Origin of the sequence: Methylothermaceae bacteria B42 (genome assembly GCA_001566965.1) — a bacterium.
Lineage (GTDB): Bacteria > Pseudomonadota > Gammaproteobacteria > Methylococcales > Methylothermaceae > Methylohalobius.
The window spans coordinates 39207-64016 of record LSNW01000004.1; the positions used below are offsets into that span (position 1 = coordinate 39207).

The window sequence follows — 24810 nt, forward strand, 5'->3', positions numbered from 1 at the left end:
CGACATGCTAAGCAAAGAATTGGAGCAATCTTTAAATTCAGCGTTTAAACACGCACACGACAAACGTCACGAGTACATCACGGTCGAGCATCTGTTGCTGGCGATGTTGGACAATAGTTCCGCCGTTGAAGTGCTCAAGGCTTGTGGTGGCAATGTAGAACAACTGCGGCGCGAGCTTTATCAGTTCCTTGATGAAACCACCCCATTGATTCCGCCGGGGATCAATCGGGAAACACAGCCTACCTTGGGCTTTCAGCGTGTCTTGCAGCGGGCAGTGTTTCATGTGCAGTCGTCTGGTAAAAAAGAAGTTACCGGCGCCAATATTCTGGTGGCCATTTTTAGCGAACAAGACTCCCATGCCGTGTACTTACTGCATAAACAAGATATTACTCGCCTGGATGTAGTGAACTTCATCGCCCATGGCATTTCCAAAGTTAAGGACGAATCGGAAAATGATGCCCACACTCAGGATATGAGCGAAGCTGCAGAAGACAGCCCCAACAGTAATTCTTCCAGCAATCCGCTGGAAATGTATGCCACCAACTTGAATGAAGCTGCCCGGGAAGGGCGGATTGACCCCTTGATTGGTCGTGATTTGGAAATAGAGCGCACCATTCAGGTCTTATGCCGGCGGCGCAAAAACAATCCTTTGCTGGTAGGTGAGGCAGGCGTTGGTAAAACTGCCATTGCAGAAGGGTTGGCCAAAAAAATTGTCGAGGAAGAAGTCCCGGAAGTATTAACCAATGCTGTGATCTATGCTTTGGATCTTGGCGCATTGGTAGCGGGGACGAAATACCGAGGGGATTTCGAGAAACGTCTGAAGGCATTACTGGCGCAACTTAAAAAGCAACCTGAGGCCATTCTTTTTATTGATGAAATTCATACCATCATCGGCGCCGGTTCTGCGTCCGGCGGCGTGATGGATGCCTCCAACCTGATCAAGCCGGTGTTGGCTTCAGGAGAGCTACGCTGCATTGGTTCCACCACTTATCAGGAATACCGCGGTATTTTCGAAAAAGATCGCGCTTTGGCTCGCCGCTTTCAAAAAATTGATGTTCACGAGCCTAGTGTGGATGAAACCTTTGAAATCCTCAAAGGGCTCAAAACCCGGTTTGAAGAACATCACGCCGTCAAATATACCGAAGCGGCATTAAAAACAGCAGCCGAACTATCGGCTCGCTATATTACCGACCGCCATCTGCCAGACAAGGCCATCGATGTCATTGATGAAGCAGGTGCGCGTCAACGCTTGATGCAGGAACAAGAGCGCCGGGAAGTTATCGACATTGAAGAAATAGAGCACATTGTCGCAAAAATCGCGCGTATTCCGCCAAGAACGGTTTCTGCCAGCGACAAGGACAAGCTTAAAGATTTAGAGAAAAACCTCAAGATGCTGGTTTATGGGCAGGATCAAGCCATTGCCACCTTGTCTGCCGCGATCAAATTAGCCCGGGCCGGCTTGTCCACGGAACGTAAGCCCATCGGTGCATTTTTACTAGCAGGGCCAACAGGGGTTGGCAAAACCGAAGTCACTCGCCAGCTGGCCAAGTTATTAGGGGTGGAGCTGATTAGATTTGATATGTCCGAATATATGGAAAGACACACTGTCTCCCGCCTGATCGGCGCGCCTCCTGGCTATGTTGGTTATGATCAGGGCGGCTTATTAACGGAAGAAGTCAATAAACATCCCCACGCCGTTCTGCTGTTGGATGAAATTGAAAAAGCCCACCCCGATGTCTTCAATTTACTGCTGCAAGTGATGGATCACGGCACCCTTACCGATAACAATGGACGCAAGGCGGATTTCCGCAACATTATTTTGGTGATGACCACCAACGCCGGGGCCTCCGAATCGAGCCGCGCGTCCATTGGGTTTACCGCCCAGGATCACAGCACCGATAGCATGAAAGTGATCGAAAAAACCTTTACCCCCGAGTTCAGGAACCGGCTGGATGCCGTGGTTCAGTTCAATCCCCTGTCGCGGGATATTATCGGCCAGGTAGTGGACAAGTTTATATTCGAACTGGAATCCCAATTAGCTGATCGGGGAGTGACCTTGCAGCTAACGCCCCAAGCGCGGGAATGGTTGGCGGAAAAAGGCTACGACCCGCAAATGGGAGCGCGACCCATGGCCAGGGTAATTCAAGAATTTGTTAAAAAGCCCCTGGCGGAAGACTTGCTTTTCGGCCGGCTAACCGAAGGCGGGCATGTGAAGTTCTTTCTACAGGATGGCAGATTGCAGTTCTCGATTGACGATAAAAAGCCGGTGGCCCCTGCGTAAATGACGCAGGGGTAGTTATTTGAGGCGAAAGGTGATTCGACCCTTGCTTAAGTCGTAGGGGGTCATTTCTACCTTGACCCGGTCACCGGTGAGGATGCGAATATAATGTTTGCGCATCTTGCCGGAGATATGAGCGGTGATTACATGGCCGTTGTCAAGCTTGACCCGGAACATTGTATTGGGAAGCGTCTCTATGACGGTGCCTTCCATTTCGATGACGTCTTCTTTTGCCATAAATTCGGTTTCTTTGTAAAGATCCATTGAGAAAGTCGGAATCATACCATAAGCACTGATACCGAACTACCACCGAGTGCGTCTCCCTCAGAACCACGTCCTTGAATACATCAAGGATTGATTGAAGGGGCAGGTGGTCTGATTCGAAAGCCGCGCCGGCAGGGATGCCGGCGTGGAGCCTAGAGGGATGTATTTACGGCGTTTTTCGGAGCAGACCACCTGCCCCGCCTTGAATAGATAAGGGAACCCTGGTGCATCCTCAGGCGCCTATTGAATACCGGGGGGCTTAAAAATCGGGGTAGGGCATGTTTTTATCATATATGGCCTAACTGGTTATGAATTATCCGACACTCTCGCATTTTCTTTCTTTCGCCAGGCAAAGCGTTGATTTCTGGCATTATTTCTGGCGCCGTTTCAATGAAAGCCACTGCACCCATAGCGCTGCCGCGCTTTCTTACACTACGCTATTAGCGTTAGTGCCATTAATGGCGGTTTCACTTGCGGTTTTTGCTGCTTTCCCGGCTTATCAAGAAGTCAGCGCCAAATTGCAGGATTTTCTTTTTGAAAACCTGGTGCCCGCGGCCCGGGAAACCATTCAGGCCTATTTCTATACTTTTGCGGAAAAGGCAAAAAAGCTTACAGGTCCCGGGATTATCTCTTTGATTGCAACGGCTTTGTTGCTGATGGCGACCATTGAGAAGTCCCTGAATGTGATTTGGGGTGCGCAGCCCTACAAAGCTTTCCTCCGCCGGTTCTTGATGTATTGGTCGGTTTTAACATTGGGGCCATTACTCATTGGGGCGGGTATCGCCATTACTTCCCAATTCATCGCCATGCCTTGGTTTTCAGAGGCGGCAAAGCCCATTGTGGAAAGGTCTTTTTGGATTAAATTGTTGCCTTTTGTGCTGGAGGCATTTGCTTTCGCGCTGCTTTTTCAAATTGTCCCGAATGCCAAGGTTCGCGTAAGTTATGCTGCTATTGGCGGCATTGTCAGTGCAATTTTATTTGAACTTGCAAAAGCGGGATTCGCTTTTTATATTGCCCGCTTTCCAACCTATGAAGCTATCTATGGCGCACTGGCCGCGGTTCCAATTTTTTTGGTTTGGCTCTATGTATCGTGGGTTGTAACGCTCATGGGCGCGCAGTTTACCTATTGTTTGCACACCTTTCGCTATGCGGGGGGAGAGGAATCAGCAATGGATGCCAGCCATGATCTATTGCTTGCCTATCGGGTTTTGCGCGCCATCTGGTGTGGGCAATGTGAAAACCAACTTCTCACCGTGGAAGGTCTTGGCAAGTTGATGCCAAAAACGCCACAAAGCGCAATTGTCAAGGCGCTCTCTATTTTGAAACAGAACCATTGGATAACAGAGGATCAGAATGGGGGCTGGCTATTGTTGCGCGATCCTCATCTTGCCTCGTTGTGTGAACTTTATCTCAGTCATTCCTATATACTTCCCCGTGTTTCCAATGTTGATAGGGAATTAAGAAAACATTTGGAGCCTATCAATAAAAGCATTAACGAAAATTTTGATGTACCGTTGGCGACACTTTTTTCAGAAGCGCTTGACGCTAAACAGAATTCTACGATAACTTAACTGACTACTTTTCATTTGACGAACACGGGACGGGTTTGAGATTTCAATCGGATTTTCCCAATTCAATTATTAACGCGATGGTTTTGGTGATTTAAGTGGAGTTGAGTGGCGCGGAAATTGTAGTCCAATGCTTGAAAGACGAAGGGGTTGAATTCATCTTCGGATACCCTGGCGGGGCGGTATTACACATCTATGACGCCTTGTTTGGCCAGGAAGATGTCAAGCATGTTCTTGTCCGCCATGAGCAAGGGGCAACCCACATGGCTGATGGTTATGCGCGCGCCACGGGCAGGCCTGGCGTCGTTTTGGCAACTTCAGGACCCGGGGCCACCAACTTGGTCACGGGGATTGCGACAGCCTATATGGATTCGATTCCACTGGTGGTATTGACCGGCCAGGTGCCGAGCCCGGTAATTGGCAGCGACGCCTTTCAAGAGTGTGATACCGTCGGTATCACCCGGCCTTGCGTAAAGCATAATTTCTTGGTCAAGGACCGCCGCAAACTGGCCGAAACCATCAAAAAAGCTTTTTACATCGCCACCACCGGACGTCCTGGGCCGGTGCTCGTGGACATCCCCAAGGATATTACCGATCCGGCCATAAAAGTGCCTTACCACTATCCGGATAAGGTATCGCTGCGGTCTTACAAGCCGAAGATTGAGGGCAATCACCGCCAAATAAAAAAAGCAGCCGACCTTATTCTCGCAGCCAAAAGGCCGATGATTTATTCAGGGGGCGGCGTCGTACTCGGTGAAGCCGCGACGGAATTGACGGAATTGACCCGGTATCTCGGGTTTCCCATCACTAACACCCTGATGGGTTTGGGGGCTTATCCCGGCACCGATCGCCAATTTCTCGGTATGTTGGGGATGCATGGCACCTATGAGGCGAATATGGCGATGCACGAATGTGATGTGTTAATTGCCATCGGCGCCCGTTTTGACGATCGCGTCACGGGCAAGCTTAGCGAGTTTTGCCCTTACGCAAAAATTATCCATATTGATGTGGATCCTGCTTCCATCGCCAAAACCGTACCGGTGGATATTCCCATAGTCGGCCAGGTTAAACCGGTGTTGGCCGATTTAATTACCATTCTCAAGGCTTCCGGAAAGCAACCAGACCCAGACGCCTTGGCGAGTTGGTGGAAAAAAATCGAAGCATGGCGCTCCCTTGGCTGTCTGAAGTATCCTCAAGATAGCCCTTTGATCAAACCTCAATACGTCATTGAACAGTTGTGGCAGAGAGTGCCGGAGGCCTATGTCACTTCTGATGTAGGGCAACATCAGATGTGGGTGGCTCAGTATTTCAAGTTTGATCAACCCCGCCATTGGATTAATTCCGGGGGGCTTGGCACCATGGGGTTTGGGATGCCTGCGGCGATTGGCGTCAAGCTGGCTTTTCCGGATCAACCGGTGGTTTGCGTTACCGGTGAGGCAAGTATTCAAATGTGTATTCAGGAGCTGTCGACCGCCTTGCAATATAAAGCGCCGATCAAAATCGTTAACCTAAATAATCGCTATATGGGCATGGTGCGCCAATGGCAGGAATTTACCTATGAAAGCCGCTATTCCCATTCTTATATGGATACCCTGCCCGATTTCGTGAAATTGGCCGAGGCTTATGGTCATGTGGGCATGAGAATTGAAAAACCAGAAGATGTCGGTGCGGCTTTGGAAGAAGCCTTCAAGCTGAAGGAGCGGTTGGTCTTCATGGATTTCATCACCGACCGCACCGAGAATGTTTATCCCATGGTCGAAGCGGGCAAGGCTCAACACGAAATGCGCCTCCCTCCCTGGATTTACACCGACAGGGAGTTGGCGTGATGCGTCATATTATTTCGCTGCTGCTGGAAAATGAAGCCGGGGCACTGTCCCGCGTGGCCGGATTGTTTTCCGCCCGGGGTTACAACATTGAAGCTTTGACCGTTGCGCCCACCGAAGACCTTACTTTATCGCGCATGACGATTGTGACCCGTGGCGATGATCGCATTATTGAGCAAATTACCAAACAGCTCAATAAATTGATTGATGTCGTTAAATTGATTGATATTTCCGAGGCCAATCATATCGAGCGTGAATTAATGCTGATCAAAGTCCGCGCAAAGGGGGCGGCTAGAGAAGAAATCAAGCGTTTGGCAGAGATTTTCCGAGGCAGAATCCTGGATGTCACTTCTACGACTTATGTTATTGAAATCACGGGAAACAGCGCCAAGCTGGATGCTTTTATCGATAATTTGGATAATAGCTTGATTCTTGAATTGGCGCGTTCTGGGCCCACGGGCATGCTACGCGGTGAAAAAGCCTTACACCTATAACCTAAATTTTGCAAGTGTTTCGGTATTCGGCTGCCAAATCAAGCCTTTATACTGCGTTGGCTGCGCCAATTTTATGCTCGAAGTAGCGCTGCTACTCCTGCGCGAAAATTGGCTTGCCGCCTTGCCTAAAACCTTGCTTGACACCCTCGGTGCTCGAATCACTTGCAGAATTCAGGTATAAACCATTAGACGGATATTACGCCAACCAAAACCAACAGAAAAGAGGAAATCCATGCAGGTTTATTACGACAAAGACGCCGATCTTTCCATCATTCAAGCCAAAAAGGTAACCATTATCGGTTATGGCTCTCAAGGTCATGCCCACGCCAATAATTTGAAGGACTCAGGCGTTGACGTGACTGTCGGGCTGCGGCCCGGCTCCGGTTCCTGGGTCAAGGCGGAAAAAGCTGGATTGAAAGTGCTGCCGGTTGCTGACGCCGTCAATGGTGCTGATGTGGTCATGGTGCTAGCCCCCGATGAACACCAACCCAAGTTGTATCGGGAGGAAATTGAGCCGAATATCGAACAAGGCGCGGCTTTGGCTTTCGCGCACGGTTTTAATATCCATTTTCAGCAGATTGAGCCCCGCACCGACCTTGACGTTATCATGATTGCCCCCAAGGGGCCCGGGCATTTGGTGCGCTCCACTTATACTCAAGGGGGCGGCGTACCCACCTTGATTGCCATTTATCAAAACGCCTCGGGACAAGCCAAGGAAATCGCCCTTTCCTATGCCTCTGCCAATGGTGGTGGCCGGGCGGGGATTATCGAGACCAACTTCAGGGAAGAAACGGAGACCGATCTTTTTGGCGAGCAGGCGGTGCTTTGCGGTGGCGCTACCGCTTTGGTTCAGGCCGGCTTTGAAGTCTTGACCGAAGCAGGCTATGCCCCGGAAATGGCCTATTTTGAATGTCTGCATGAGCTTAAATTGATTGTCGACCTCATGTACGAAGGCGGTATCGCCAACATGCGCTACTCTATTTCCAATACTGCGGAATATGGCGACCTGACCCGCGGTCCCAGGGTTATCAATGAGGAAACCAAGGCGGAAATGCGCAGAATTTTGAAGGAAATTCAAAATGGCGAGTTTGCTCGGGAATTCATTCTCGAAAACCAGGCAGGTTCGCCCACATTAAAAGCAAAACGCCGTCTGGGCCGCGAACACCCCATTGAAAGCGTAGGGGCCAAATTGCGGGATATGATGCCCTGGATAAAGTCCAACAAACTGGTGGATACCGAAAAGAACTGATCCAGACATTTTCAGGTACCCAGGAAATATGACACTTTCTAGGACAATAATTTCTTGCGAAACTGCCCCTTTGGGAAGCTCTGAGAATTCATCCATGAATTCTCAGAGTATAAAAAATCAATAACTTGATGTGATTGATTTTGCTGGGACGTTCCTGTATCAAAGGAAAGGTGGCGGTTTCTGCTTTTCAGTAGGGGCTCAGAGCTAAAGGTAACTTGTGAATACCGAAGAAACCACCGCACGTAAAAAGCGCCGTGGCATCTATTTGCTTCCCAATCTTTTTACCACGGGCTGCTTGTTTTGCGGTTTTTACGCGATTACCGCGGCGATGAATGGGAAGTTTGATTACGCCGCGTTCTCAATCTATGCCGCGATGGTCATGGATGGTCTGGATGGCCGCGTCGCAAGGCTGACCCATACCGAAAGTGATTTTGGGGCGGAGTATGACAGCCTGTCCGATATGATTTCCTTTGGCATTTCACCCGCCTTGGTGATGTATTTGTGGTCGCTATCTTCCCTGGCAAAACTGGGTTGGTTTGCGGCCTTTGTTTATGCTGCCGCCACCGCGTTGCGGCTGGCGCGGTTTAATACGCAACTGGTCGCGCAAGACAAGCGCTATTTCCAAGGCTTGCCCAGTCCATCGGCAGCCGCAATTGTCGCCGGATTGATCTGGATAGGGGAAACCTATGGCTTAACCGGCGAAGCATTGCGCTATATTGCGGTGGCGGTCACTACTGCCGCTGCTTTATTGATGGTAAGTAATATCCGTTACTATAGTTTCAAGGAAATTGATATCCGCGGCCGCATTCCCTTCATGGTTGCCATTGCGCTTATGCTTGGGTTTGCCGTGGTCTTTACCAATCCCCCATTAATGTTGTTTTTGATTTTCGCTAGCTACGCGCTTTCAGGTCCACTCATGACCTTGCTGTTATTGCGAAAACGCCGGAGGGAAAAACGCCAGGGCCGATAGGCAACTTGGCAAATGGGTTAATAAAGAGTATATTTAGAAAAATCAAAGTATTACAGACTTAAGCGCATGAAAACTTTCCCGAACCCTAAATCATTGCTTTTTGCTGGAAAAGCTTGTTTCTGCGCTTTCTTTGCTTTGGTGATGCGTCTACTGCCCCGTCTGGGGCATTAATGATTGTTTCAAGTAATTTGACATTCCACTATCAAGACGCAATACCAAAGGAAATCCATCCATGAAAGACAAATTAATTATCTTTGACACCACCTTGCGCGATGGCGAGCAAAGCCCCGGCGCCTCCATGAACAAAGACGAGAAGGTCCGCATTGCCAAAGCACTGGAAAGGCTCAAGGTAGATGTCATCGAAGCAGGTTTCCCTGCCGCCAGTCCGGGAGATTTTGAAGCGGTGCATGCAGTAGCGCAAGCCGTCAAGGAAAGCACTGTCTGCGGGTTGGCCCGGGCATTAAAGAAAGACATTGAAAAAGCCGGCGAGGCATTGAAACCCGCGCAACGGGCCCGTATTCATACCTTTATTGCGACATCCCCTATCCACATGGAGCGTAAACTGCGCATGAGCCCGGATCAGGTGGTGGAACACGCGGTCGAAGCGGTAAAATTGGCGCGGCGTTTTACCGATGATGTGGAATTCTCGCCGGAAGACGCTGGCCGTTCCGAAGAGGACTTTCTGTGCCGGATTTTAGAAGCGGTCATTGCCGCTGGGGCCACGACTGTCAATATTCCTGATACTGTCGGATACAGTTTGCCCCATGAGTTTGGCGGCATGATTGCCCGCTTGCGATCCAGGATTCCCAATTCGGATCAGGCGATTTTCTCGGTTCATTGCCACAATGATTTGGGATTGGCAGTGGCTAATTCGCTGTCGGCTGTTCTCAATGGCGCCCGCCAGATTGAATGCACTATCAATGGATTGGGCGAGCGGGCCGGCAATGCCGCCCTTGAAGAGGTCGTCATGGCCATCAAGACCCGCCAGGATGCTTTTCCATGTGATACCTCCGTTGAAACCCAGGAAATTGTTCCCTGCTCCAAATTGGTGGCCAGTATTACAGGATTTCCGGTGCAGCCCAATAAGGCCATTGTAGGCGCCAATGCTTTTGCCCATGAATCCGGCATTCATCAGGATGGCGTCCTCAAAAGCCGGGAAACCTATGAAATCATGCGCGCCGAAGATGTGGGTTGGAGCGCTAACCGTATGGTGCTGGGAAAACATTCGGGACGCAATGCTTTTCGAACCCGAATGAAAGAATTGGGTATCGAATTTGATTCCGAAGAAGCGCTCAATGACGCCTTTTCCCGCTTCAAACAATTGGCGGATAAAAAGCACGAAATTTTTGACGAAGACTTGCAGGCGCTGATCAGCGAACAAATCTTCGAGGCGGAGTCCGAATGGGTGAAATTGATTTCCTTGCATGTGTGCGCGGATACTGGAGAGACTCCCAGATCGGAAGTTGTCCTCAAGATTGACGGCGAAGAAAAACGTGGTTATGCGGAAGGCAGCGGCGTGGTGGATGCCACCTTGAAGGCTATTGAATCCCTGGTGCAAACCGGCGCCAATTTGTTGCTCTATTCGGTCAACAATATCACCTCCGGCACCGATGCCCAGGGAGAGGTTACGGTACGGCTGGAGAAAGCCGGCCGCATCGTCCAGGGCCAAGGCGCGGATACGGATATCGTCATCGCTTCGGCTAAGGCTTATATCAATGCGGTCAATAAATTGCTGAGCCCTCAGCAGCGTCAACATCCCCAGGCGGGAGATGTATGAACCCAAGGCACGTTTCTTATTTGCAGGCCATGGGTATCCCGGTTTGGGTCCAGCGCCGCCTATCCTCGCCGGGAGTGGTAATGACTAGCGTGAGTCCCGAAGACGAATGGGGGCGGCTGGAACAGGAAGTCGCAAATTGCGCCAAATGTCCATTACACAAAACCCGTACCCAAACGGTTTTTGGTGTGGGCAACAAGAACGCCGACTGGATGTTGATCGGGGAAGCGCCGGGAGAACAAGAAGATCTGCAAGGAGAGCCCTTTGTGGGAAGGGCTGGGCAACTGTTGAATGAGATGTTGCGCGCGCTGCATCTCTCTCGTGAAGAAGTCTATATTGCCAATATTCTAAAATGCCGGCCGCCTGCAAATCGTGACCCAAAGCCTGAAGAGGTGGCTGCTTGCGAACCTTACCTGAAGCGCCAGATTGCCTTGGTGCAACCCAAAATCATTCTCGCCGTAGGAAGAATCGCCGCCCAGAACTTGCTCAAAACGACCCAGCCCCTTTCCCGTCTTAGAGGTAAGGTGCATTCCTATGACGATATCCCCGTTATTGTGGTGTATCATCCTGCGTATCTGCTGCGAAACCCTATCGCTAAACGCCAAGCGTGGGAGGATCTGAAATTAGCATTTAAGGTTTATTCTGACAGCATGAGTGTGGCCAATGGATAAATTGACGAGCATGAAAGTATTCGCCACGGTCGCCAAGTCCGGAAGTTTTGCCGCTGCCGCCAAGGATTTGGGGATCTCTCGGGCCATGGCCACCAAGCATGTGATGCATTTGGAAAATGCCTTGGGTGTCAGGCTGTTGAACCGTACTACCCGTCGCATCAGTCTGACAGAAGCCGGCGCGTCTTATCTGGAGCGTTGTCAGCAGATCCTTGAAGATATCGAAGAAACAGAACTGGCGGTCACTCAGCTCCATACCGAGCCACAGGGGCTGCTGCGAATATCAACTCCGCCTTTCTTTGGCACCTTTCATCTTGCCCCCACTATAGCCGCCTATTTGGAGCAATATCCCAAGGTTCGTGTGGATTTGATGGTTCGCGGCGGAACGGTGGACGTCGTTTCCGAGGGGTTGGATCTGGCCATCCGCCTGGGCGAACTGCCTGATTCCAGCCTGATAGCGAGGAAACTGGCAAGTTCCCCCCGGATTGTGTGTGGTGCCCCCGCCTATTTTGAGAAGCACGGAATACCCAAAACACCCCTGGATCTAAAACAGCACAATTGTTTGATCAACTGGGGATTTGAGCCCCATGATCAATGGAAATTCAATGGCCCTGATGGCGAGCCCATCGTGGTCAAAGTTTCTGGTACCATGCAAGCCAACACTGCCGATCCATTGCGAATGGCCTCCATCCATGGTTTGGGGATTGTGGTCTTGCCTACCTATATTGTCGGTCAAGACCTGCGCAAGGAACGTTTGCAAGCCGTGCTTGAAGACTACGCGTTACCCTCAATGGACATTTATGCGGTTTATCCTCACCGCCGTCATCTTTCGGCCAAAGTCAGGACGTTTCTTGATTTTCTGGCGGAGCGTTTACATCCTATTCCTTATTGGGAGGAGTGGAGGGCTGCTTAAGATGGAAAGAAGACGTTTTCCCCGGGTTGAGGTTGAGATTCCGGCAAAAGTTCATCTGGTGTCTGGCGATCAAGTGCCAGTTCAAATTCGGGATTTGTCATCCGCCGGGTTGCAAATTCAATGTGATTCGATCGACAGTGAAAGAATTGCGCCTGACGGAAATCATCTCCATCAAGGGCAACCTTTAGAGGTAACCGTTTCTTTTAATCTTGCCCAGGATCGTTTTTGTCTAGAGTGCCGGCTGGTGTTTGTTCGCCGCGCCTCCCAAGATCTCTATGTCATTGGACTGCGTCACACCGATCCTTTGCAGGATGACTTGATCCGCTTGATCCGTCTTTTGCCGGAATTGTAGGGAAAACGCTGAATAATTCAGCGTTTCCTAAGCAAGAGATTAAGGCTCAATCGCTTCCAGTAGCTTGTCTAGCAATGCTTTTTTGAGCGCTTCTGATTGCAGAGGAAGATGATCTTTGTCCAGATAAAATACATCTTCAGCCCGGCTTCCCAGGGTAGAAATCCTGGCTTCGTGGACTCGCAGCCCAAAATGATCGAAGACAGCGCCTATTTTTGAAAGTAGCCCTGGGCGGTCGGTGGTAATAAGCTCCAGGATCGTGTGAGCATTTTTGGGGTCGGGAAGAAATCGGATTTCAGTAGGGATGGAGAAGTGCCGTAGTTGCCGGGATGGCTTGCGTTCGATGCGGAAACACGGCTCTTGGGGTTCTTTTAGGCACCGCTTTAGGCGGTAACCAATTTGCTGCTCCCTGGTTAATTCCGAGATTGGTCTGCCATCGCTTTCCAATACTGAAAAACGATCAATCACATAGCCATTGGTAGTGGTTTCCAATTGCGCGGCAAGAATCGTCAACCCTAGTTGGTCCAAGAGCGCGACGGTTTGGGAAAAAATCAAAGGCCTGTCCTTCATGTAGATTAGAATTTCGGCACTTCCTCGCTGGGTTTGCGGCAGCGTAAGAATCAAAGGCAAATCTTCTTCCTTGGTTTTTGCAATTGCCAGGGTTTGCCATGCGCACTCTTCGGGAAGACAACGTAAAAAATAAGAATCACTGAAGTGTCGCCAAGTGCTATCGATCGTGGCGTCAGGCAAGCCCATGGTATGCAGTAGTGACCGGGCTTCTTGCTGAATTTGCCGGATTTCATCTTCTTTGCTGATGGGGGCCTCTTCTTCGAGCCTTAGAAGGCGCCGGGTGGCCATGTAAAGCTCGCGCAACAAAGAATCACGCCAAGAATTCCACAGGCTCGGGTTAGTGCCCCGGATATCGGCAACGGTCAGAAGATACAGATGATTGAGCCGGTTTTCATTACCCACAATCCGTGCAAATTCATGAATCACATCAGGATCGCTGATATCTTTCCGTTGCGCCGTCACGGACATCACTAAATGGTTTCTCACCAACCAGCACACCAGTTGAGTATCGTGTTCGGAGAGTCTGTGGCGCCTGCAAAACTGCCGCGCCAAACCTTCTCCCACTTCTGAGTGATCCCCTTCCCTGCCCTTGCCGATATCGTGATAAAGGCCGGCAATATAAAGTAGTTCCGGCTTGGGTATCAGAGGAAAAATATCGCTGCACAAAGGCAGTTCGTGGTGGAACTCGGGGATGGCCATACGGCGTAAATTTCGCACCACGAATAGGGTATGCTCATCGACGGTATAGGTGTGGAAAAGGTCGTATTGCATGCGTCCGACAATATGAGCAAACTCCGGTAGATAGGCGGCCAAGATGCCGTCGCGATTCATGCGCCGGAATTGATGGGTCACCCCTTCCGAGCGGCGAAGCATTTCCATAAATAAGTCGCATGCCTGAGGATCCTGCCGGAAACTATCGTCGATGAGATGTAGATGTTGACGGATGGCGCGGATAGTGTGGGCGCGGATGCCTTTCAGTTTGGGGTTTCTTTGCAAGTGCAAATAAATTTCCAGCAGCCCCAGAGGATAGGTCTGAAAAACGTTTTCATGCCTAATTTCTATATATTGATTGACGGCTTGAAAGTGTTTGTCCAAAGGCGCCGGCTGCTTATCGAAATCCGGTGATAAGGTTTCTCCCAATTGTTGCAGCAAGATTTCATTGAGCCTTTGGACGCTTAATGCAGTACGGTAGAAGGTTTGCATGAAGGCTTCGACAGGGGCGTTACCTTCTCCTTCAAAACCAAACCATTCCGCCAACGTTCTTTGGTAGTCAAATAAAAGCCGGTCCTCGCAGCGGCCAGCTGCCGTATGTAATGCAAACCGAATCCGCCATAAATAGTCTTGGCTTTGGCGGAATTCTCGGTATTCCGATGCCGTCAGATACCCTCGCCCGACCAGTTCCTGCAAAGTATCGGTATTGAAATGCCGCTTTGTCACCCAGGCAATGGTTTGGATGTCGCGCATTCCTCCCGGTCCTTCTTTGATATTAGGTTCTAGGTTATAGGCAGTATCGTGATATTTGGCATAACGGCTGGCCTGTTCTTTCATTTTGGCTTGGTAGAATACCAGGGAAGGCCAAATGTTCTCAGGCGCAATGCCTTGTTTCATCGAGGCAAATAAAGCCTCATTGCCACAGAGCAACCTGGTGTCCATCAAATTTGTGAGTATGGTCTGGTCTTTTCCCGCTTCTTCGATACAGCCTTTCACGCTGCGAACGCTGTGTCCCGGTTTTAAACCGATATCCCATAAATAAGTGAATAATGCACTCAATGCCTGCTCGAGCTGGGCGGAAACCGGCTCTTCAATGAGGATCAATAAATCAATATCGGAATGGGGATGTAATTCTTTCCGGCCATAACCGCCAACAGCGATGAGCGCGGAATGAGCATCAGCCTGGCCGAGGTAATGCTGCCAGCAGCCAATCAGGAGTTGGTCAATGAATTGGGAGCGTGCCTTGAGTAAATCTTCAACTGCTTCCCCTTCCAGAAACCTTCGCTCAAGCTCTTTGTGAAAGGTTTGTAGAAGCGCCCGGGTCCTCGGGATTTCGTGAATCATTAAGAGGCGCCTGAAATCCTGGGGAAATCTTCGTCTGAGCGGAGGGTCAGGACTTCATAGCCGTTTTCCGTAACGGCGATGGTATGTTCCCATTGGGCGGATAGACTGCGGTCCTTGGTCACCACGGTCCAGCCGTCGGCAAGCATTTTGATTTGGCGCTTGCCCGCGTTGATCATGGGTTCTATGGTGAATGTCATGCCGGGCTCAAGAATAACGCCGGTATCCGGTGTGCCATAGTGAAGAACTTGAGGCTCTTCATGAAAGTTCCGGCCAATACCGTGACCACAAAATTCACGAACCACGGAATAACCTTTGCCTTCGGCATATTTTTGGATGACATGGCCAATTAAACCGAGATCAATGCCTGGCCGGACTTCGCGAATGGCCAAATACATGGCTTCTTGCGCCACTTGGACCAGGCGTTTGGCCCGCAGTTGAGGATTGCCGACAAAAAACATTTGACTGGTATCGCCATGATAGCCATCTTTGATGACGGTGATGTCGATATTGACGATGTCCCCTTTTTTAAGCCGTTTGTTTCCAGGAATGCCGTGGCAGACTTGATGATTGACGGAAGTGCAAATGGATTTGGGAAAGCCTTTGTAGTTTAAGGGCGCTGGGATGGCCTTTTGTTCATTGACAATGTAATTGTGACAGATCTGATTGAGTTCTTCGGTGGTGACCCCGGGTTTTACATACGGCGCAATCATTTCAAGTACTTCTGCGGCCAGGCGGCCAGCAATGCGCATTTTCTCGAGTTCTTCTGGGCTTTTTAGGGAAATCCCCTGGCTGCTTACGCGCCTTTGTCCGTGTTTCATAAATTCGTTGCCTTCTTGATGCTCCAAAACGCAGGGCTCCGTCATCAATTCAAGTCGAAGCAGACCTCCTGCCCCTTCCATCAATCTTTTGCGTGTTTAAATGACGGTGGTCCTGCTCTTGCTCCAATACGGAGTTGCCATTGTAAATCAGTGAGTTTTTATGGTATAAAGAAATGCTATTTTAGCAATATTCCACACACCTATCGACACATTCGGCGGGGTGCTTGTTCCGTATAGGACAAGTCTCTGAATGGGATAGGTGGAGGCTTAACCCTATTTTTTCAAGGAGAAAACATGGCAGATGTCACCATGCGCCAACTGCTAGAAGCTGGCGTGCATTTCGGTCACCAAACCCGTTATTGGAATCCCAAAATGGCCCCTTATATTTTTGGGGTCCGTAGCGGTATTCATATTATCAATTTGGAAAAGACGCTTCCCTTGCTTCGCGAAGCGATGAAATTTTTGGAGGAAACGGCCGCCAACCGTGGCGTCGTTCTCTTTGTAGGCACCAAGAAAACCGCCCGCAAAGCCGTGCAAGAAGAAGCCACTCGCAGTGGCATGCCTTACGTCAATTATCGCTGGCTCGGTGGCACTTTGACCAATTTCAAAACCATTCGTCAGTCGGTCAGGCGCCTCAAGGAACTGGAAACTATGCGTGATGACGGAACCTTACAGCGGTTTAGCAAAAAAGAAGCCTTGCACATGATGCGGGAACTGGAAAAGTTGGAAAGAAGCCTGGGCGGTATCAAGGATATGGACGATATCCCAGATGTCTTGTTCGTTCTTGATGTGGGTCAGGAAAAAATTGCAGTCAACGAGGCCAAAAAATTGGGTATTCCCGTCGTTGGTGTTGTGGATACCAACAATGATCCGAGCGGTATTGATTACATTATCCCGGGAAATGACGACTCGATCCGAGCCATCCAGTTGTACTGCCAATTGGCGGCCACATCTATCCTGGAAGGAAAGGCCAGTCAGGCGGAATTAATGACCTCGGAAGACGAATTTGTGGAAATGGCGGACGCACCTGAAACAGCAGCGCAATCTGAAGCAAAGGAAACCGCCGCCGAGGCACCGGCTGATACAGCGCCTACGCAGCCCGCTGCATGAAATTTCCAAAGAACAACTGAATTAAGCAAGATTGTTGAGGTAACCAAACGATGACGAAAATAACCGCGGCAATGGTAAAAGAGCTGCGCGAAAGGACCGGCTCCGGCATGATGGAATGCAAAAAAGCATTGACGGAAGCCGGCGGTGATATTGAAGCTGCCATCGAGCAGATGCGTAAATCCGGGCTGGCCAAAGCCGATAAAAAAGCTGGCCGTACGGCAGCCGAAGGAAAAATTGCTATCAAGGTCAGCGATGACGGCAAAAGAGCCGTGATCGTTGAAGTCAATAGTGAAACGGATTTCGTGGCAAAAAACGAAGACTTTCTCGCCTTTGTCGATAAAGTAGCCCAACGGGCGCTGGAGACTGGTGCGGCAACCGTGGATGAACTGTTGGCTACACCTATTGAAGAGGGCGGTCCTACCATTGAAGAAGCCCGGCGGGAATTAGTGGCAAAATTAGGCGAAAATATCAATATCCGCCGCTTGATGCAATTTGCTACTGATACCGGCAAGCTTGCATGTTACCTGCATGGCGCGCGTATCGGCGTGGTGGTGGAATACGAAAATGGCAGCGAACAGGTAGGCAAGGATATTGCCATGCATATTGCCGCCAGCAAGCCAGTCTGTGTTGCAGAACAAGATGTTCCGGCGGAGACCCTGGAAAAAGAAAAAGAAATCTTTATGGCGCAAGCGCAGTCCAGCGGCAAGCCTGCTGAAATCATCGAAAAAATGGTGGAAGGACGCCTACGCAAATTTTTAAAGGAAATTACGCTTTTGGGTCAGCCGTTTGTCAAGGATCCCGATCTCAGTGTGGCGCAACTGCTCAAAAACGAAGGAGCGACGGTGGTGCGTTTTGTTCGTTTTGAGGTAGGTGAAGGGATTGAGAAGGAAGAAGCGGATTTTGCCGAAGAAGTGATGGCGCAAGTACGCGGCCAATAAGCCATGAGCACACCGGCTTACCGTAGAATTCTACTCAAGCTCAGCGGTGAGGCGCTGATGGGCGAGCGAGAAGCAGGTCTGGATGCCCGCCCAGTCAAGCGCCTCGCCTCGGAAATCGTAGAATTACGCCAATGCGGCGTGGAAGTCGGTTTGGTGCTGGGCGGCGGCAATATTGTCCGCGGAGCGGAAAAAGCCGCCGAAGGATTGGACCGGGTCACCGGCGATCATATGGGCATGCTGGCGACCGTGATTAATGCACTGGCCATGCAGGATGCCATTGAGCACCTGGGCCAACCCGTTCGGGTAATGTCAGCATTGAAAATCAACCAAGTGTGCGAGGATTACATCCGCCGCCGGGCGATACGCCATCTTGAAAAAGGCCGGGTGGTCATTTTCGCCGCGGGTTTGGGGAACCCTTTTTTCACCACGGATTCAGCCGCTAGCCTGCGGGCTATTGAAATCAATGCGGATTTGCTTATCAAAGCCACCAAGGTGGATGGTGTTTACTCTGCTGACCCGTTTAAAGATCCTTCGGCGGAACGCATTCCCTATATGACCTACGATGAAGCCCTGAATCGACATATCAATGTGATGGATACCACGGCGCTGGTTTTATGTCGGGACAATAAGCTGCCGCTTCGGGTCATGAATGTGTTTGAGCCTGGCGCTATTGTAAGATTGGTGCAGGGGGAAAATATCGGATCACTGATCGACACGGGTGAAGGAAAATGATTGATGATATCTTTAAAGAAACCAAGGCCAAAATGGAAAAAACCGTGGCGGCCATCAAGCAGGAGCTGGCCAAAATACGGACAGGGCGGGCCCATCCAAGCCTGATGGATCATATCAAGGTTTCCTATTACGGGAGTGAAGTACCTTTAAGCCAGGTGGCGAACGTCAACGTGGAGGATTCACGAACCTTAGCCATAGTGCCTTGGGAAAAAGAGATGGTGCCGGTGATAGAAAAGGCCATAATGGAATCGGATTTGGGAATCAATCCGATGACTGCGGGAACGGTCATTCGCGTACCACTGCCGTCATTGACCGAAGAACGCCGCAGGGAATTGGTGAAAGTCGCCAAACACGAAGCAGAGCAAGGCCGCATCGCCATTCGCAATATACGCCGGGAAGCCAATGCCGAACTTAAAGAGGCATTGAAAGAAAAACTGATTTCTGAGGATGATGAAAGGAAAGCGGAAGAAAAAATCCAACAATTGACAGATCAATACATAAAGAAAATTGATCAATTGCTGGCGGAAAAAGAGCAGGACTTGCTCGCTATTTGAATTTATGACTTTGCGGCCCCATGAGCAATACCTCCTCCACCGATGAATCTTCACCACGCGTCCCCCGCCATGTCGCCATCATCATGGATGGAAATGGCCGCTGGGCCAAAAGGCGTCATCTGCCTCGTACGGCGGGTCATCAGGCGGGTGTTTCCGCGGTACGCAAAACCGTCGAGCATTGCGCCAAACGCGGCGTCGAGGTGCTGACCTTATTTGCCTTTAGCAGTGAAAATTGGCGCCGTCCAGAAGAAGAAGTCAACGTGCTAATGCGTTTATTTATGTTGACCCTGGACAGGGAAACCAAAAAGCTGAACAACAATAATATCCGCCTTCGGGTAATTGGCGACCGGTCCGCATTCCCGGACCTTCTGCAGCGTAAAATAGAAGAATCGGAAAAAATGACCCAGTCCAACCAGCGGATGACGCTGGTCATTGCCGCCAATTATGGCGGGCGCTGGGATATAGCACAGGCAGCTCGGAAATTGGCGCAAGAAGTAAAGAACGGCGCTTTGAGTCCTGACCAGATTGACGAACCCTTGCTGGCAGCCCGTCTGAGCAATGCCGATCTGCCAGAGCCTGATCTGTTCATCCGCACCGGTGGCGAGCAGCGCATAAGTAACTTTCTGCTTTGGCACTTGGCCTACACCGAACTGTACTTTACTGAAACCTTATGGCCGGATTTTGATGAAAAAAGCCTGGATGAGGCCATTACAGAATACGGCCGGAGAGAACGGCGTTTTGGTTATACCAGCGAGCAATTAACCCAAGTCTCCCTATCCGATGCTAGCTCTACTTCGGCGTGACAAATCTCTCTTTCATGAATGCGTTAAATTACTCTACACTAACCATCAACCCTAAGCATTGTAAGTAATGCCAGAATTAAGATAACAACAACGATTAAAGATACCTGCCATGGCACAATCCCTATCCCAACCCCATCCACTTTGGAACAAAACCCTATTAATCCGCGTTATTACAGCGGCGGTACTCATACCCATTGTCCTGCTGGCGGTTATGAAGCTGCCGGTCAAAGGCTTCCTCATAGCGTGGGGCGTAATCATTCTTGCGGCAGCCTGGGAATGGAGTGCCTTGGTGGGCATTCGCAAAATCCCGGGGCGCATCGCTTTTTTATTGATGGTATTTGCAGCCCAGGCGCTTGCCTGGTACTGGCCTAAATTGGTCAGTTGGCTGGCGACCACGGCCGACATGCCGGATCTACTGATTTTGACCATGGTGCTGGATTGGATTGTCTGGCCGACAGTAATTGCCTGGCTGGTTTTCGGCTTTGTTATCCGTAAGTCGCCGGAGCGACTGGTGAAACATCCTTGGCCGGCAGGCGCCAAAATATTTGTCGCCTGGTTTGTCCTGTTCACCGCTTGGCTGCTCATGTCACGATTGCGCGCCAATTTCGGCAGCGCGGCTGTATTGTATCTTTTGTTATTAGTCTGGCTTGCCGACACAGGCGCATACTTTGCCGGCAAGAAATGGGGAAAAAATCCATTGATACCAGAAATTAGCCCGGGCAAAACCTTTGAAGGGGTGTTTGGCGCATTACTCGTCTGCGCCATTTATACGGGTGCCGTGGGTTATTTTTTGGAAATGAAGGCTACATTAATCATGGATTTCGTCATGTTGGCGCTGATTACCGTATTAATTTCCATTTGTGGAGATTTGCTGATTAGTCTCTATAAACGCTGGGCAGGCGTGAAAGATAGTGGCAGGTTATTGCCTGGTCACGGTGGCCTGTTAGATCGAATTGATAGCTTGATGGCCGCCGCACCTTTGGTTTATGCAGGATTCTTGGCCCGGGTATTATTCTGGTGAAGGGAGTTTGCATTCTCGGCGCTACCGGTTCCATTGGTGTCAGCACCCTGGATGTGATCGCCCGGCATCCAAACCGTTACCAAGTCGTCGCCCTTACCGGCAATAGCCGCAGCGAAGAGCTTTTCCACCAATGCCTGGAACATCATCCCCGTTATGCCGTCCTGGGAGAAGGCGCCGCCGCTTTAGAACTACAGCAGCGCTTAAAAGATGCCGGCAGCAAAACCGAAGTGTTAAGCGGTTCTAATGCCTTGGAAAAGGTGGCCACGTTGCCGGAAGTGGATTACGTCATGGCGGCGATTGTTGGTGCCGCCGGCTTGTTGCCCACCCTTGCCGCCGCGCGGTCCGGGAAGCGCATCTTGCTGGCCAACAAAGAAGCCCTGGTGATCTCTGGCCCCATCTTTATGGAAACCGTAAGAGCATCCGGCGCGGACTTGTTACCCATCGACAGCGAACACAATGCCATTTTCCAATGCATGCCGGCTGGCTATCATGCCGGTAAGCCGCCCACTTCGGTACGCAAAATACTGCTTACAGCTTCCGGTGGGCCTTTTTTAAATACGCCACTGGCGGATCTGGAAACAGTCACTCCGGAACAGGCCGTCGCCCACCCCAAGTGGGATATGGGCCGGAAAATCTCCGTGGATTCCGCCACCATGATGAATAAAGGATTGGAGGTAATCGAGGCCTGTTTATTATTTTCCTTGCCGCCAGAGCAGATTCAGGTGGTCATTCACCCCCAGAGCGTCATCCACTCGATGGTGGATTATGATGACGGTTCGGTGCTGGCGGAACTGGGTAACCCCGATATGCGCATTCCCATTGCTTATGGCTTGGCCTGGCCGGAAAGAATACAGTCGGGGGTGGAACCGCTCGATATATTTACGGTCCAACACTTGGATTTTCAGCCGCCGGATTTGGATCGCTTCCCTTGCCTGCGGCTGGCTTTTGAGGCGGCAAAAGCAGGCGGGACGGCCCCGGCAATTCTCAATGCCGCCAACGAAGTGGCAGTGGAAGCATTCTTGGAAAGAAAAATTTCATTTCCTTCGATAGCGAAAGTCATTGAAAAGACCCTGGAACAACTACCCGCGGATCCCGCAAAAGACCTGGACTGTGTCCTGCATGCCAATCATCAAGCCCGTCATTTTGCTGAAACCTTGATTCAATCATCCATTGCCTGAGGCGCCCTATGGGAGCATTTACACACAACCTGTTCTTTTTCATCGTCGCCATAGGTGTTCTCATTACCTTTCATGAGTTTGGTCACTTTTGGGTGGCGCGCAAAATGGGCGTGAAAGTGCTGCGTTTCGCAGTAGGCTTTGGCACCCCACTTTGGCGCTATCAAAAAAGTCCGGAAGATACCGAATTCGTCATTTGCGCCCTACCCCTGGGCGGTTACGTAAAAATGGTGGACGAGCGGGAAGGGGAAGTGGCCCCCAAAGATCTCCCCTTTGCCTTTAACCGTCAACCACTAATCAAGAGAATTGCGATTGTCGCCGCGGGTCCCCTGTTCAATTTGATGCTGGCGGTGATTTTATACTGGATAGTATTGGTTACCGGAGAAACCGGGCTTAAGCCGGTTTTGGGGCCTGTGGAACCCGGCACCTTAGCCGCTCAGGCAGGGTTCCAGCAAGGCGATGAAATTTTGAGTATCGAGGGTGAAGCCACGCCCACGTGGTCCTTGGCTATAGGCAGGATTTATGCGGAAGTTCTGGAAAAACGCCAAATCCGGATTACCGTGCGCAAGCCAGAGGGGCAAAAAGAGACCAAGATTCTGGAAATTCCGGAAGAGATTGCCAAAAATCCGGAACGCTTGCGGCAAAAGCTGGGATTTAAACCTTGGGAAGCGCCTATCCCGCCTGTCATAGACAAAGTTGTGCCCGACTCCCCAGCTGATCAAGCGGGATTGCAGCCCGGGGATAAAATCGTGGCAGTGGCGGGCAAGCCCATCAAAGACTGGCGGGAGTTGGTTGAAATCGTCCGCCAGCACCCCGGAGAACCCTTGGAGATGACAGTTGAAAGGGGTGGCGCGCATATTCTTCTCCAAGTTACGCCAAAAAGCACGCCTGGAGAAGACGGTAAGCCCGTAGGCAAGATCGGCGCTTCGGTCAAAGTACCCGAAGGCCTGTATGAGGATCTCAAAACGACATACCGCTTGGGTCCGGTAAAAGCTTTTACCACTGCAATGAGTAAAACCTTTGAATATTCCTGGCTGACCTTGAAGATGATTGGCAAGATGCTGATAGGGGAGGCGTCGGTGAAGAATTTAAGCGGGCCGATTAGTATTGCCCAGTTTGCCGGCCAGTCAGCCGCGCTGGGGATGAATTATTTTCTCAAGTTTCTTGCTATCGTGAGTATCAGCCTGGGCGTGTTGAATCTTCTGCCAATTCCGGTGCTGGACGGTGGTCACTTGCTGTTTTATCTCATCGAAGCCGTTAAAGGCAGTCCGGTATCGGAGCAAACCATGTTGGTTGCTCAACAGGTAGGGATGGCATTGCTGCTCATGTTGATGGCTTTAGCCTTTTTCCTCGATTTCCAAAGACTATTTAACTGAGGCCCGTTTTATGAAAAGTGTATTTATTTTATTGGCCCTGGTAGCTTTGGGGCTGCAAGCCGCTGAGACAGATACGATTAAAGAACGGCTGCAAAAACAGTTGCCCAATGCCCAAATAGATAATATCGAGGAAACGCAAATTCCCGGTTTGTATGAAGTGACCCTTGGTCCGCGTATCTTTTATGTTTCCAAAGACGGACGTTTTCTAATTCAGGGAAATCTCGTTGATTTAAAAAAAGGCGTTAACCTGACCGAAGCCAAACTGGCCAAAGTGCGTCAGGCAGCATTAGAAAAGGTGGGAGAAGATAAAATGATTATTTTTTCCCCCAAACAGGTCAAACATACCGTGTCTGTTTTTACGGATATCGACTGCGGCTATTGCCGCCGCCTGCATTCACAAATTGATGACTATTTGAAGCGCGGGATTAAAGTACGTTACCTATTTTTCCCCCGGGCGGGGAAGGATTCTGCCTCTTATAACAAAGCCGTATCGGTTTGGTGCGCCAAGGATCGCAATCAGGCGCTGACCCTGGCAAAACAAGGAAAACCTATTGAGCCGCTAAAATGCGATCATCCTGTCGATCAACACATGAAGCTGGCCGGGCAATTTGGTGTTTCCGGGACCCCGATGATCGTCACGGAAAAGGGTGACATTCTGCCCGGCTACGTTCCCCCGGAACAACTTTCCAAATACCTGGAGGGCAAGCTGCCTCGATGAAACCGAGGGAGCAACGCCGCGGCAGAATTCTAGTTCATACCGGCGAAGGGAAAGGCAAATCCACGAGCGCTTTCGGGGTGGTTTTCCGTGCCGCCGGTTGGGGCATGCGCGTGTGTGTAATTCAATTCATCAAGGGCAAATGGCAGACCGGAGAACAGAAGGCCGCCGCCCGCTTCGACAACATCGAATGGCATGCTTTGGGTGATGGCTTTACCTGGGACACTAAGAACCCTGAGCAGGATTTGAAAACCAGCCGCTCAATTTGGGCTTTCAGTCAAGAGAAGATTGTCAGCCATAATTATGACTTGGTGGTGTTGGATGAGATTAATTATTGCTGTGATTATGGCTGGATTTCCGGGACTGAAATTGCAGATTTTTTGCGGCAACACAAGCCGTCTTGGATGCATCTTATCTTAACCGGCCGCAACGCGCCGCCGGAAGTCATCGAAGTAGCCGATACGGTAACGGAAATGCGCTGTATCAAACACGCTTTTAATCAAGGCATTCAAGCGGAGCAAGGCATAGAGTTTTAGTGTCTTATTATAAAACAAAGGCCCGGAATCCTACCGGGCCTTTGTTTATGGGTATGA

Annotated in this window: 23 protein-coding genes; 20 read left to right on the plus strand and 3 right to left on the minus strand. The window is 50.4% G+C overall.

The window, feature by feature from the left end; genetic code table 11:
* Window positions 1-4 precede the first annotated feature (4 nt).
* Complete coding sequence (gene clpA / locus AXA67_02995; protein ID KXJ41951.1) at window positions 5-2281, plus strand: ATP-dependent Clp protease ATP-binding subunit ClpA; 2277 nt, start codon at window positions 5-7, stop codon at window positions 2279-2281.
* A gap of 15 nt (window positions 2282-2296) precedes the next feature.
* On the opposite strand, the gene AXA67_03000 is transcribed toward clpA, so the two are convergent.
* Window positions 2297-2515 carry a translation initiation factor IF-1 gene (locus AXA67_03000; protein ID KXJ41997.1) on the minus strand — a complete coding sequence of 73 codons (219 nt, stop codon included), beginning with the start codon at window positions 2513-2515 and terminating at the stop codon, window positions 2297-2299.
* A gap of 485 nt (window positions 2516-3000) precedes the next feature.
* On the opposite strand from AXA67_03000, the gene AXA67_03005 reads away from it, so the two are divergent.
* From AXA67_03005 to AXA67_03045, 9 genes are all read left to right on the plus strand, one after another.
* The gene (locus tag AXA67_03005) at window positions 3001-4113 is read left to right on the plus strand and encodes a hypothetical protein (protein KXJ41952.1); all 1113 of its coding nucleotides are present in this window, start codon (window positions 3001-3003) and stop codon (window positions 4111-4113) included.
* A 95-nt stretch (window positions 4114-4208) separates the two neighbouring features.
* Window positions 4209-5936 (plus strand): acetolactate synthase 3 catalytic subunit, encoded by a 1728-nt coding sequence (locus tag AXA67_03010; GenBank protein ID KXJ41953.1) that lies wholly within the window; start codon window positions 4209-4211, stop codon window positions 5934-5936.
* On the plus strand, window positions 5936-6427 hold the full coding sequence (locus AXA67_03015) for an acetolactate synthase small subunit (GenBank protein ID KXJ41954.1): 492 nt from the start codon (window positions 5936-5938) through the stop codon (window positions 6425-6427). Before AXA67_03010 ends, AXA67_03015 begins: the two co-directional genes overlap by 1 nt.
* Before the next feature lie 232 nt (window positions 6428-6659).
* Complete coding sequence (locus tag AXA67_03020; protein ID KXJ41955.1) at window positions 6660-7676, plus strand: ketol-acid reductoisomerase; 1017 nt, start codon at window positions 6660-6662, stop codon at window positions 7674-7676.
* Window positions 7677-7893: 217 nt separating this feature from the next.
* On the plus strand, window positions 7894-8646 hold the full coding sequence (locus tag AXA67_03025) for a CDP-diacylglycerol--serine O-phosphatidyltransferase (GenBank protein ID KXJ41956.1): 753 nt from the start codon (window positions 7894-7896) through the stop codon (window positions 8644-8646).
* Between the two features lie 232 nt (window positions 8647-8878).
* On the plus strand, window positions 8879-10423 hold the full coding sequence (locus tag AXA67_03030) for a 2-isopropylmalate synthase (protein KXJ41957.1): 1545 nt from the start codon (window positions 8879-8881) through the stop codon (window positions 10421-10423).
* Entirely contained in the window at window positions 10420-11091 is a 672-nt protein-coding gene (locus tag AXA67_03035) for a DNA polymerase (protein ID KXJ41958.1), read from the plus strand. The genes AXA67_03030 and AXA67_03035 overlap by 4 nt, the downstream gene beginning before the upstream one ends.
* Entirely contained in the window at window positions 11084-12001 is a 918-nt protein-coding gene (locus AXA67_03040) for a LysR family transcriptional regulator (GenBank protein ID KXJ41959.1), read from the plus strand. Before AXA67_03035 ends, AXA67_03040 begins: the two co-directional genes overlap by 8 nt.
* Window position 12002: 1 nt before the next feature.
* The gene (locus AXA67_03045; protein KXJ41960.1) at window positions 12003-12353 is read left to right on the plus strand and encodes a hypothetical protein; all 351 of its coding nucleotides are present in this window, start codon (window positions 12003-12005) and stop codon (window positions 12351-12353) included.
* A gap of 39 nt (window positions 12354-12392) precedes the next feature.
* Here the strand turns inward: AXA67_03045 and glnD are convergent, their stop codons facing one another.
* Window positions 12393-14975: a [protein-PII] uridylyltransferase gene (glnD, locus tag AXA67_03050; protein ID KXJ41961.1), complete on the minus strand. Its 2583-nt coding sequence runs from the start codon at window positions 14973-14975 to the stop codon at window positions 12393-12395.
* Window positions 14975-15793 carry a methionine aminopeptidase gene (locus AXA67_03055; GenBank protein ID KXJ41998.1) on the minus strand — a complete coding sequence of 273 codons (819 nt, stop codon included), beginning with the start codon at window positions 15791-15793 and terminating at the stop codon, window positions 14975-14977. Before AXA67_03055 ends, glnD begins: the two co-directional genes overlap by 1 nt.
* A 294-nt stretch (window positions 15794-16087) precedes the next feature.
* Between AXA67_03055 and AXA67_03060 the strand changes: the two genes are divergently transcribed.
* The 10 genes from AXA67_03060 (at window position 16088) to AXA67_03105 (ending at window position 24753) form a co-directional block, all read left to right on the plus strand.
* Entirely contained in the window at window positions 16088-16903 is an 816-nt protein-coding gene (locus AXA67_03060) for a 30S ribosomal protein S2 (protein KXJ41962.1), read from the plus strand.
* A 50-nt stretch (window positions 16904-16953) separates the two neighbouring features.
* Window positions 16954-17841 (plus strand): elongation factor Ts, encoded by an 888-nt coding sequence (locus AXA67_03065; GenBank protein ID KXJ41963.1) that lies wholly within the window; start codon window positions 16954-16956, stop codon window positions 17839-17841.
* Window positions 17842-17844: 3 nt separating this feature from the next.
* Complete coding sequence (locus AXA67_03070; protein ID KXJ41964.1) at window positions 17845-18573, plus strand: UMP kinase; 729 nt, start codon at window positions 17845-17847, stop codon at window positions 18571-18573.
* Window positions 18570-19127, plus strand: coding sequence for a ribosome recycling factor (locus AXA67_03075; GenBank protein ID KXJ41965.1), 558 nt, complete (start codon window positions 18570-18572; stop codon window positions 19125-19127). The genes AXA67_03070 and AXA67_03075 overlap by 4 nt, the downstream gene beginning before the upstream one ends.
* 20 nt (window positions 19128-19147) lie before the next feature.
* Window positions 19148-19930: a UDP diphosphate synthase gene (locus tag AXA67_03080; protein ID KXJ41966.1), complete on the plus strand. Its 783-nt coding sequence runs from the start codon at window positions 19148-19150 to the stop codon at window positions 19928-19930.
* Between the two features lie 109 nt (window positions 19931-20039).
* Window positions 20040-20951, plus strand: coding sequence for a hypothetical protein (locus tag AXA67_03085; GenBank protein ID KXJ41967.1), 912 nt, complete (start codon window positions 20040-20042; stop codon window positions 20949-20951).
* Complete coding sequence (locus AXA67_03090; protein KXJ41968.1) at window positions 20948-22129, plus strand: 1-deoxy-D-xylulose 5-phosphate reductoisomerase; 1182 nt, start codon at window positions 20948-20950, stop codon at window positions 22127-22129. Before AXA67_03085 ends, AXA67_03090 begins: the two co-directional genes overlap by 4 nt.
* An 8-nt stretch (window positions 22130-22137) precedes the next feature.
* Entirely contained in the window at window positions 22138-23502 is a 1365-nt protein-coding gene (locus AXA67_03095) for an RIP metalloprotease RseP (protein ID KXJ41969.1), read from the plus strand.
* A gap of 10 nt (window positions 23503-23512) precedes the next feature.
* On the plus strand, window positions 23513-24220 hold the full coding sequence (locus AXA67_03100; protein KXJ41970.1) for a disulfide bond formation protein DsbC: 708 nt from the start codon (window positions 23513-23515) through the stop codon (window positions 24218-24220).
* Window positions 24217-24753 carry a cob(I)yrinic acid a,c-diamide adenosyltransferase gene (locus AXA67_03105; protein ID KXJ41971.1) on the plus strand — a complete coding sequence of 179 codons (537 nt, stop codon included), beginning with the start codon at window positions 24217-24219 and terminating at the stop codon, window positions 24751-24753. Before AXA67_03100 ends, AXA67_03105 begins: the two co-directional genes overlap by 4 nt.
* Window positions 24754-24810 lie beyond the last annotated feature (57 nt).

Excerpts from the sequence above, each read along its gene's own strand:
- clpA (KXJ41951.1), top strand. The coding sequence starts at position 5 with ATGCTAAGCAAAGAATTGGAGCAATCTTTAAATTCAGCGTTTAAACAC.
- AXA67_03000 (KXJ41997.1), bottom strand. The coding sequence starts at position 2,515 with ATGGCAAAAGAAGACGTCATCGAAATGGAAGGCACCGTCATAGAGACG.
- AXA67_03005 (KXJ41952.1), top strand. The coding sequence starts at position 3,001 with ATGGCGGTTTCACTTGCGGTTTTTGCTGCTTTCCCGGCTTATCAAGAA.
- AXA67_03015 (KXJ41954.1), top strand. The coding sequence starts at position 5,936 with ATGCGTCATATTATTTCGCTGCTGCTGGAAAATGAAGCCGGGGCACTG.
- AXA67_03020 (KXJ41955.1), top strand. The coding sequence starts at position 6,660 with ATGCAGGTTTATTACGACAAAGACGCCGATCTTTCCATCATTCAAGCC.
- AXA67_03030 (KXJ41957.1), top strand. The coding sequence starts at position 8,879 with ATGAAAGACAAATTAATTATCTTTGACACCACCTTGCGCGATGGCGAG.
- AXA67_03035 (KXJ41958.1), top strand. The coding sequence starts at position 10,420 with ATGAACCCAAGGCACGTTTCTTATTTGCAGGCCATGGGTATCCCGGTT.
- AXA67_03040 (KXJ41959.1), top strand. The coding sequence starts at position 11,084 with ATGGATAAATTGACGAGCATGAAAGTATTCGCCACGGTCGCCAAGTCC.
- AXA67_03045 (KXJ41960.1), top strand. The coding sequence starts at position 12,003 with ATGGAAAGAAGACGTTTTCCCCGGGTTGAGGTTGAGATTCCGGCAAAA.
- glnD (KXJ41961.1), bottom strand. The coding sequence starts at position 14,975 with ATGATTCACGAAATCCCGAGGACCCGGGCGCTTCTACAAACCTTTCAC.
- AXA67_03055 (KXJ41998.1), bottom strand. The coding sequence starts at position 15,793 with ATGAAACACGGACAAAGGCGCGTAAGCAGCCAGGGGATTTCCCTAAAA.
- AXA67_03060 (KXJ41962.1), top strand. The coding sequence starts at position 16,088 with ATGGCAGATGTCACCATGCGCCAACTGCTAGAAGCTGGCGTGCATTTC.
- AXA67_03065 (KXJ41963.1), top strand. The coding sequence starts at position 16,954 with ATGACGAAAATAACCGCGGCAATGGTAAAAGAGCTGCGCGAAAGGACC.
- AXA67_03070 (KXJ41964.1), top strand. The coding sequence starts at position 17,845 with ATGAGCACACCGGCTTACCGTAGAATTCTACTCAAGCTCAGCGGTGAG.
- AXA67_03075 (KXJ41965.1), top strand. The coding sequence starts at position 18,570 with ATGATTGATGATATCTTTAAAGAAACCAAGGCCAAAATGGAAAAAACC.
- AXA67_03080 (KXJ41966.1), top strand. The coding sequence starts at position 19,148 with ATGAGCAATACCTCCTCCACCGATGAATCTTCACCACGCGTCCCCCGC.
- AXA67_03085 (KXJ41967.1), top strand. The coding sequence starts at position 20,040 with ATGGCACAATCCCTATCCCAACCCCATCCACTTTGGAACAAAACCCTA.
- AXA67_03095 (KXJ41969.1), top strand. The coding sequence starts at position 22,138 with ATGGGAGCATTTACACACAACCTGTTCTTTTTCATCGTCGCCATAGGT.
- AXA67_03100 (KXJ41970.1), top strand. The coding sequence starts at position 23,513 with ATGAAAAGTGTATTTATTTTATTGGCCCTGGTAGCTTTGGGGCTGCAA.
- AXA67_03105 (KXJ41971.1), top strand. The coding sequence starts at position 24,217 with ATGAAACCGAGGGAGCAACGCCGCGGCAGAATTCTAGTTCATACCGGC.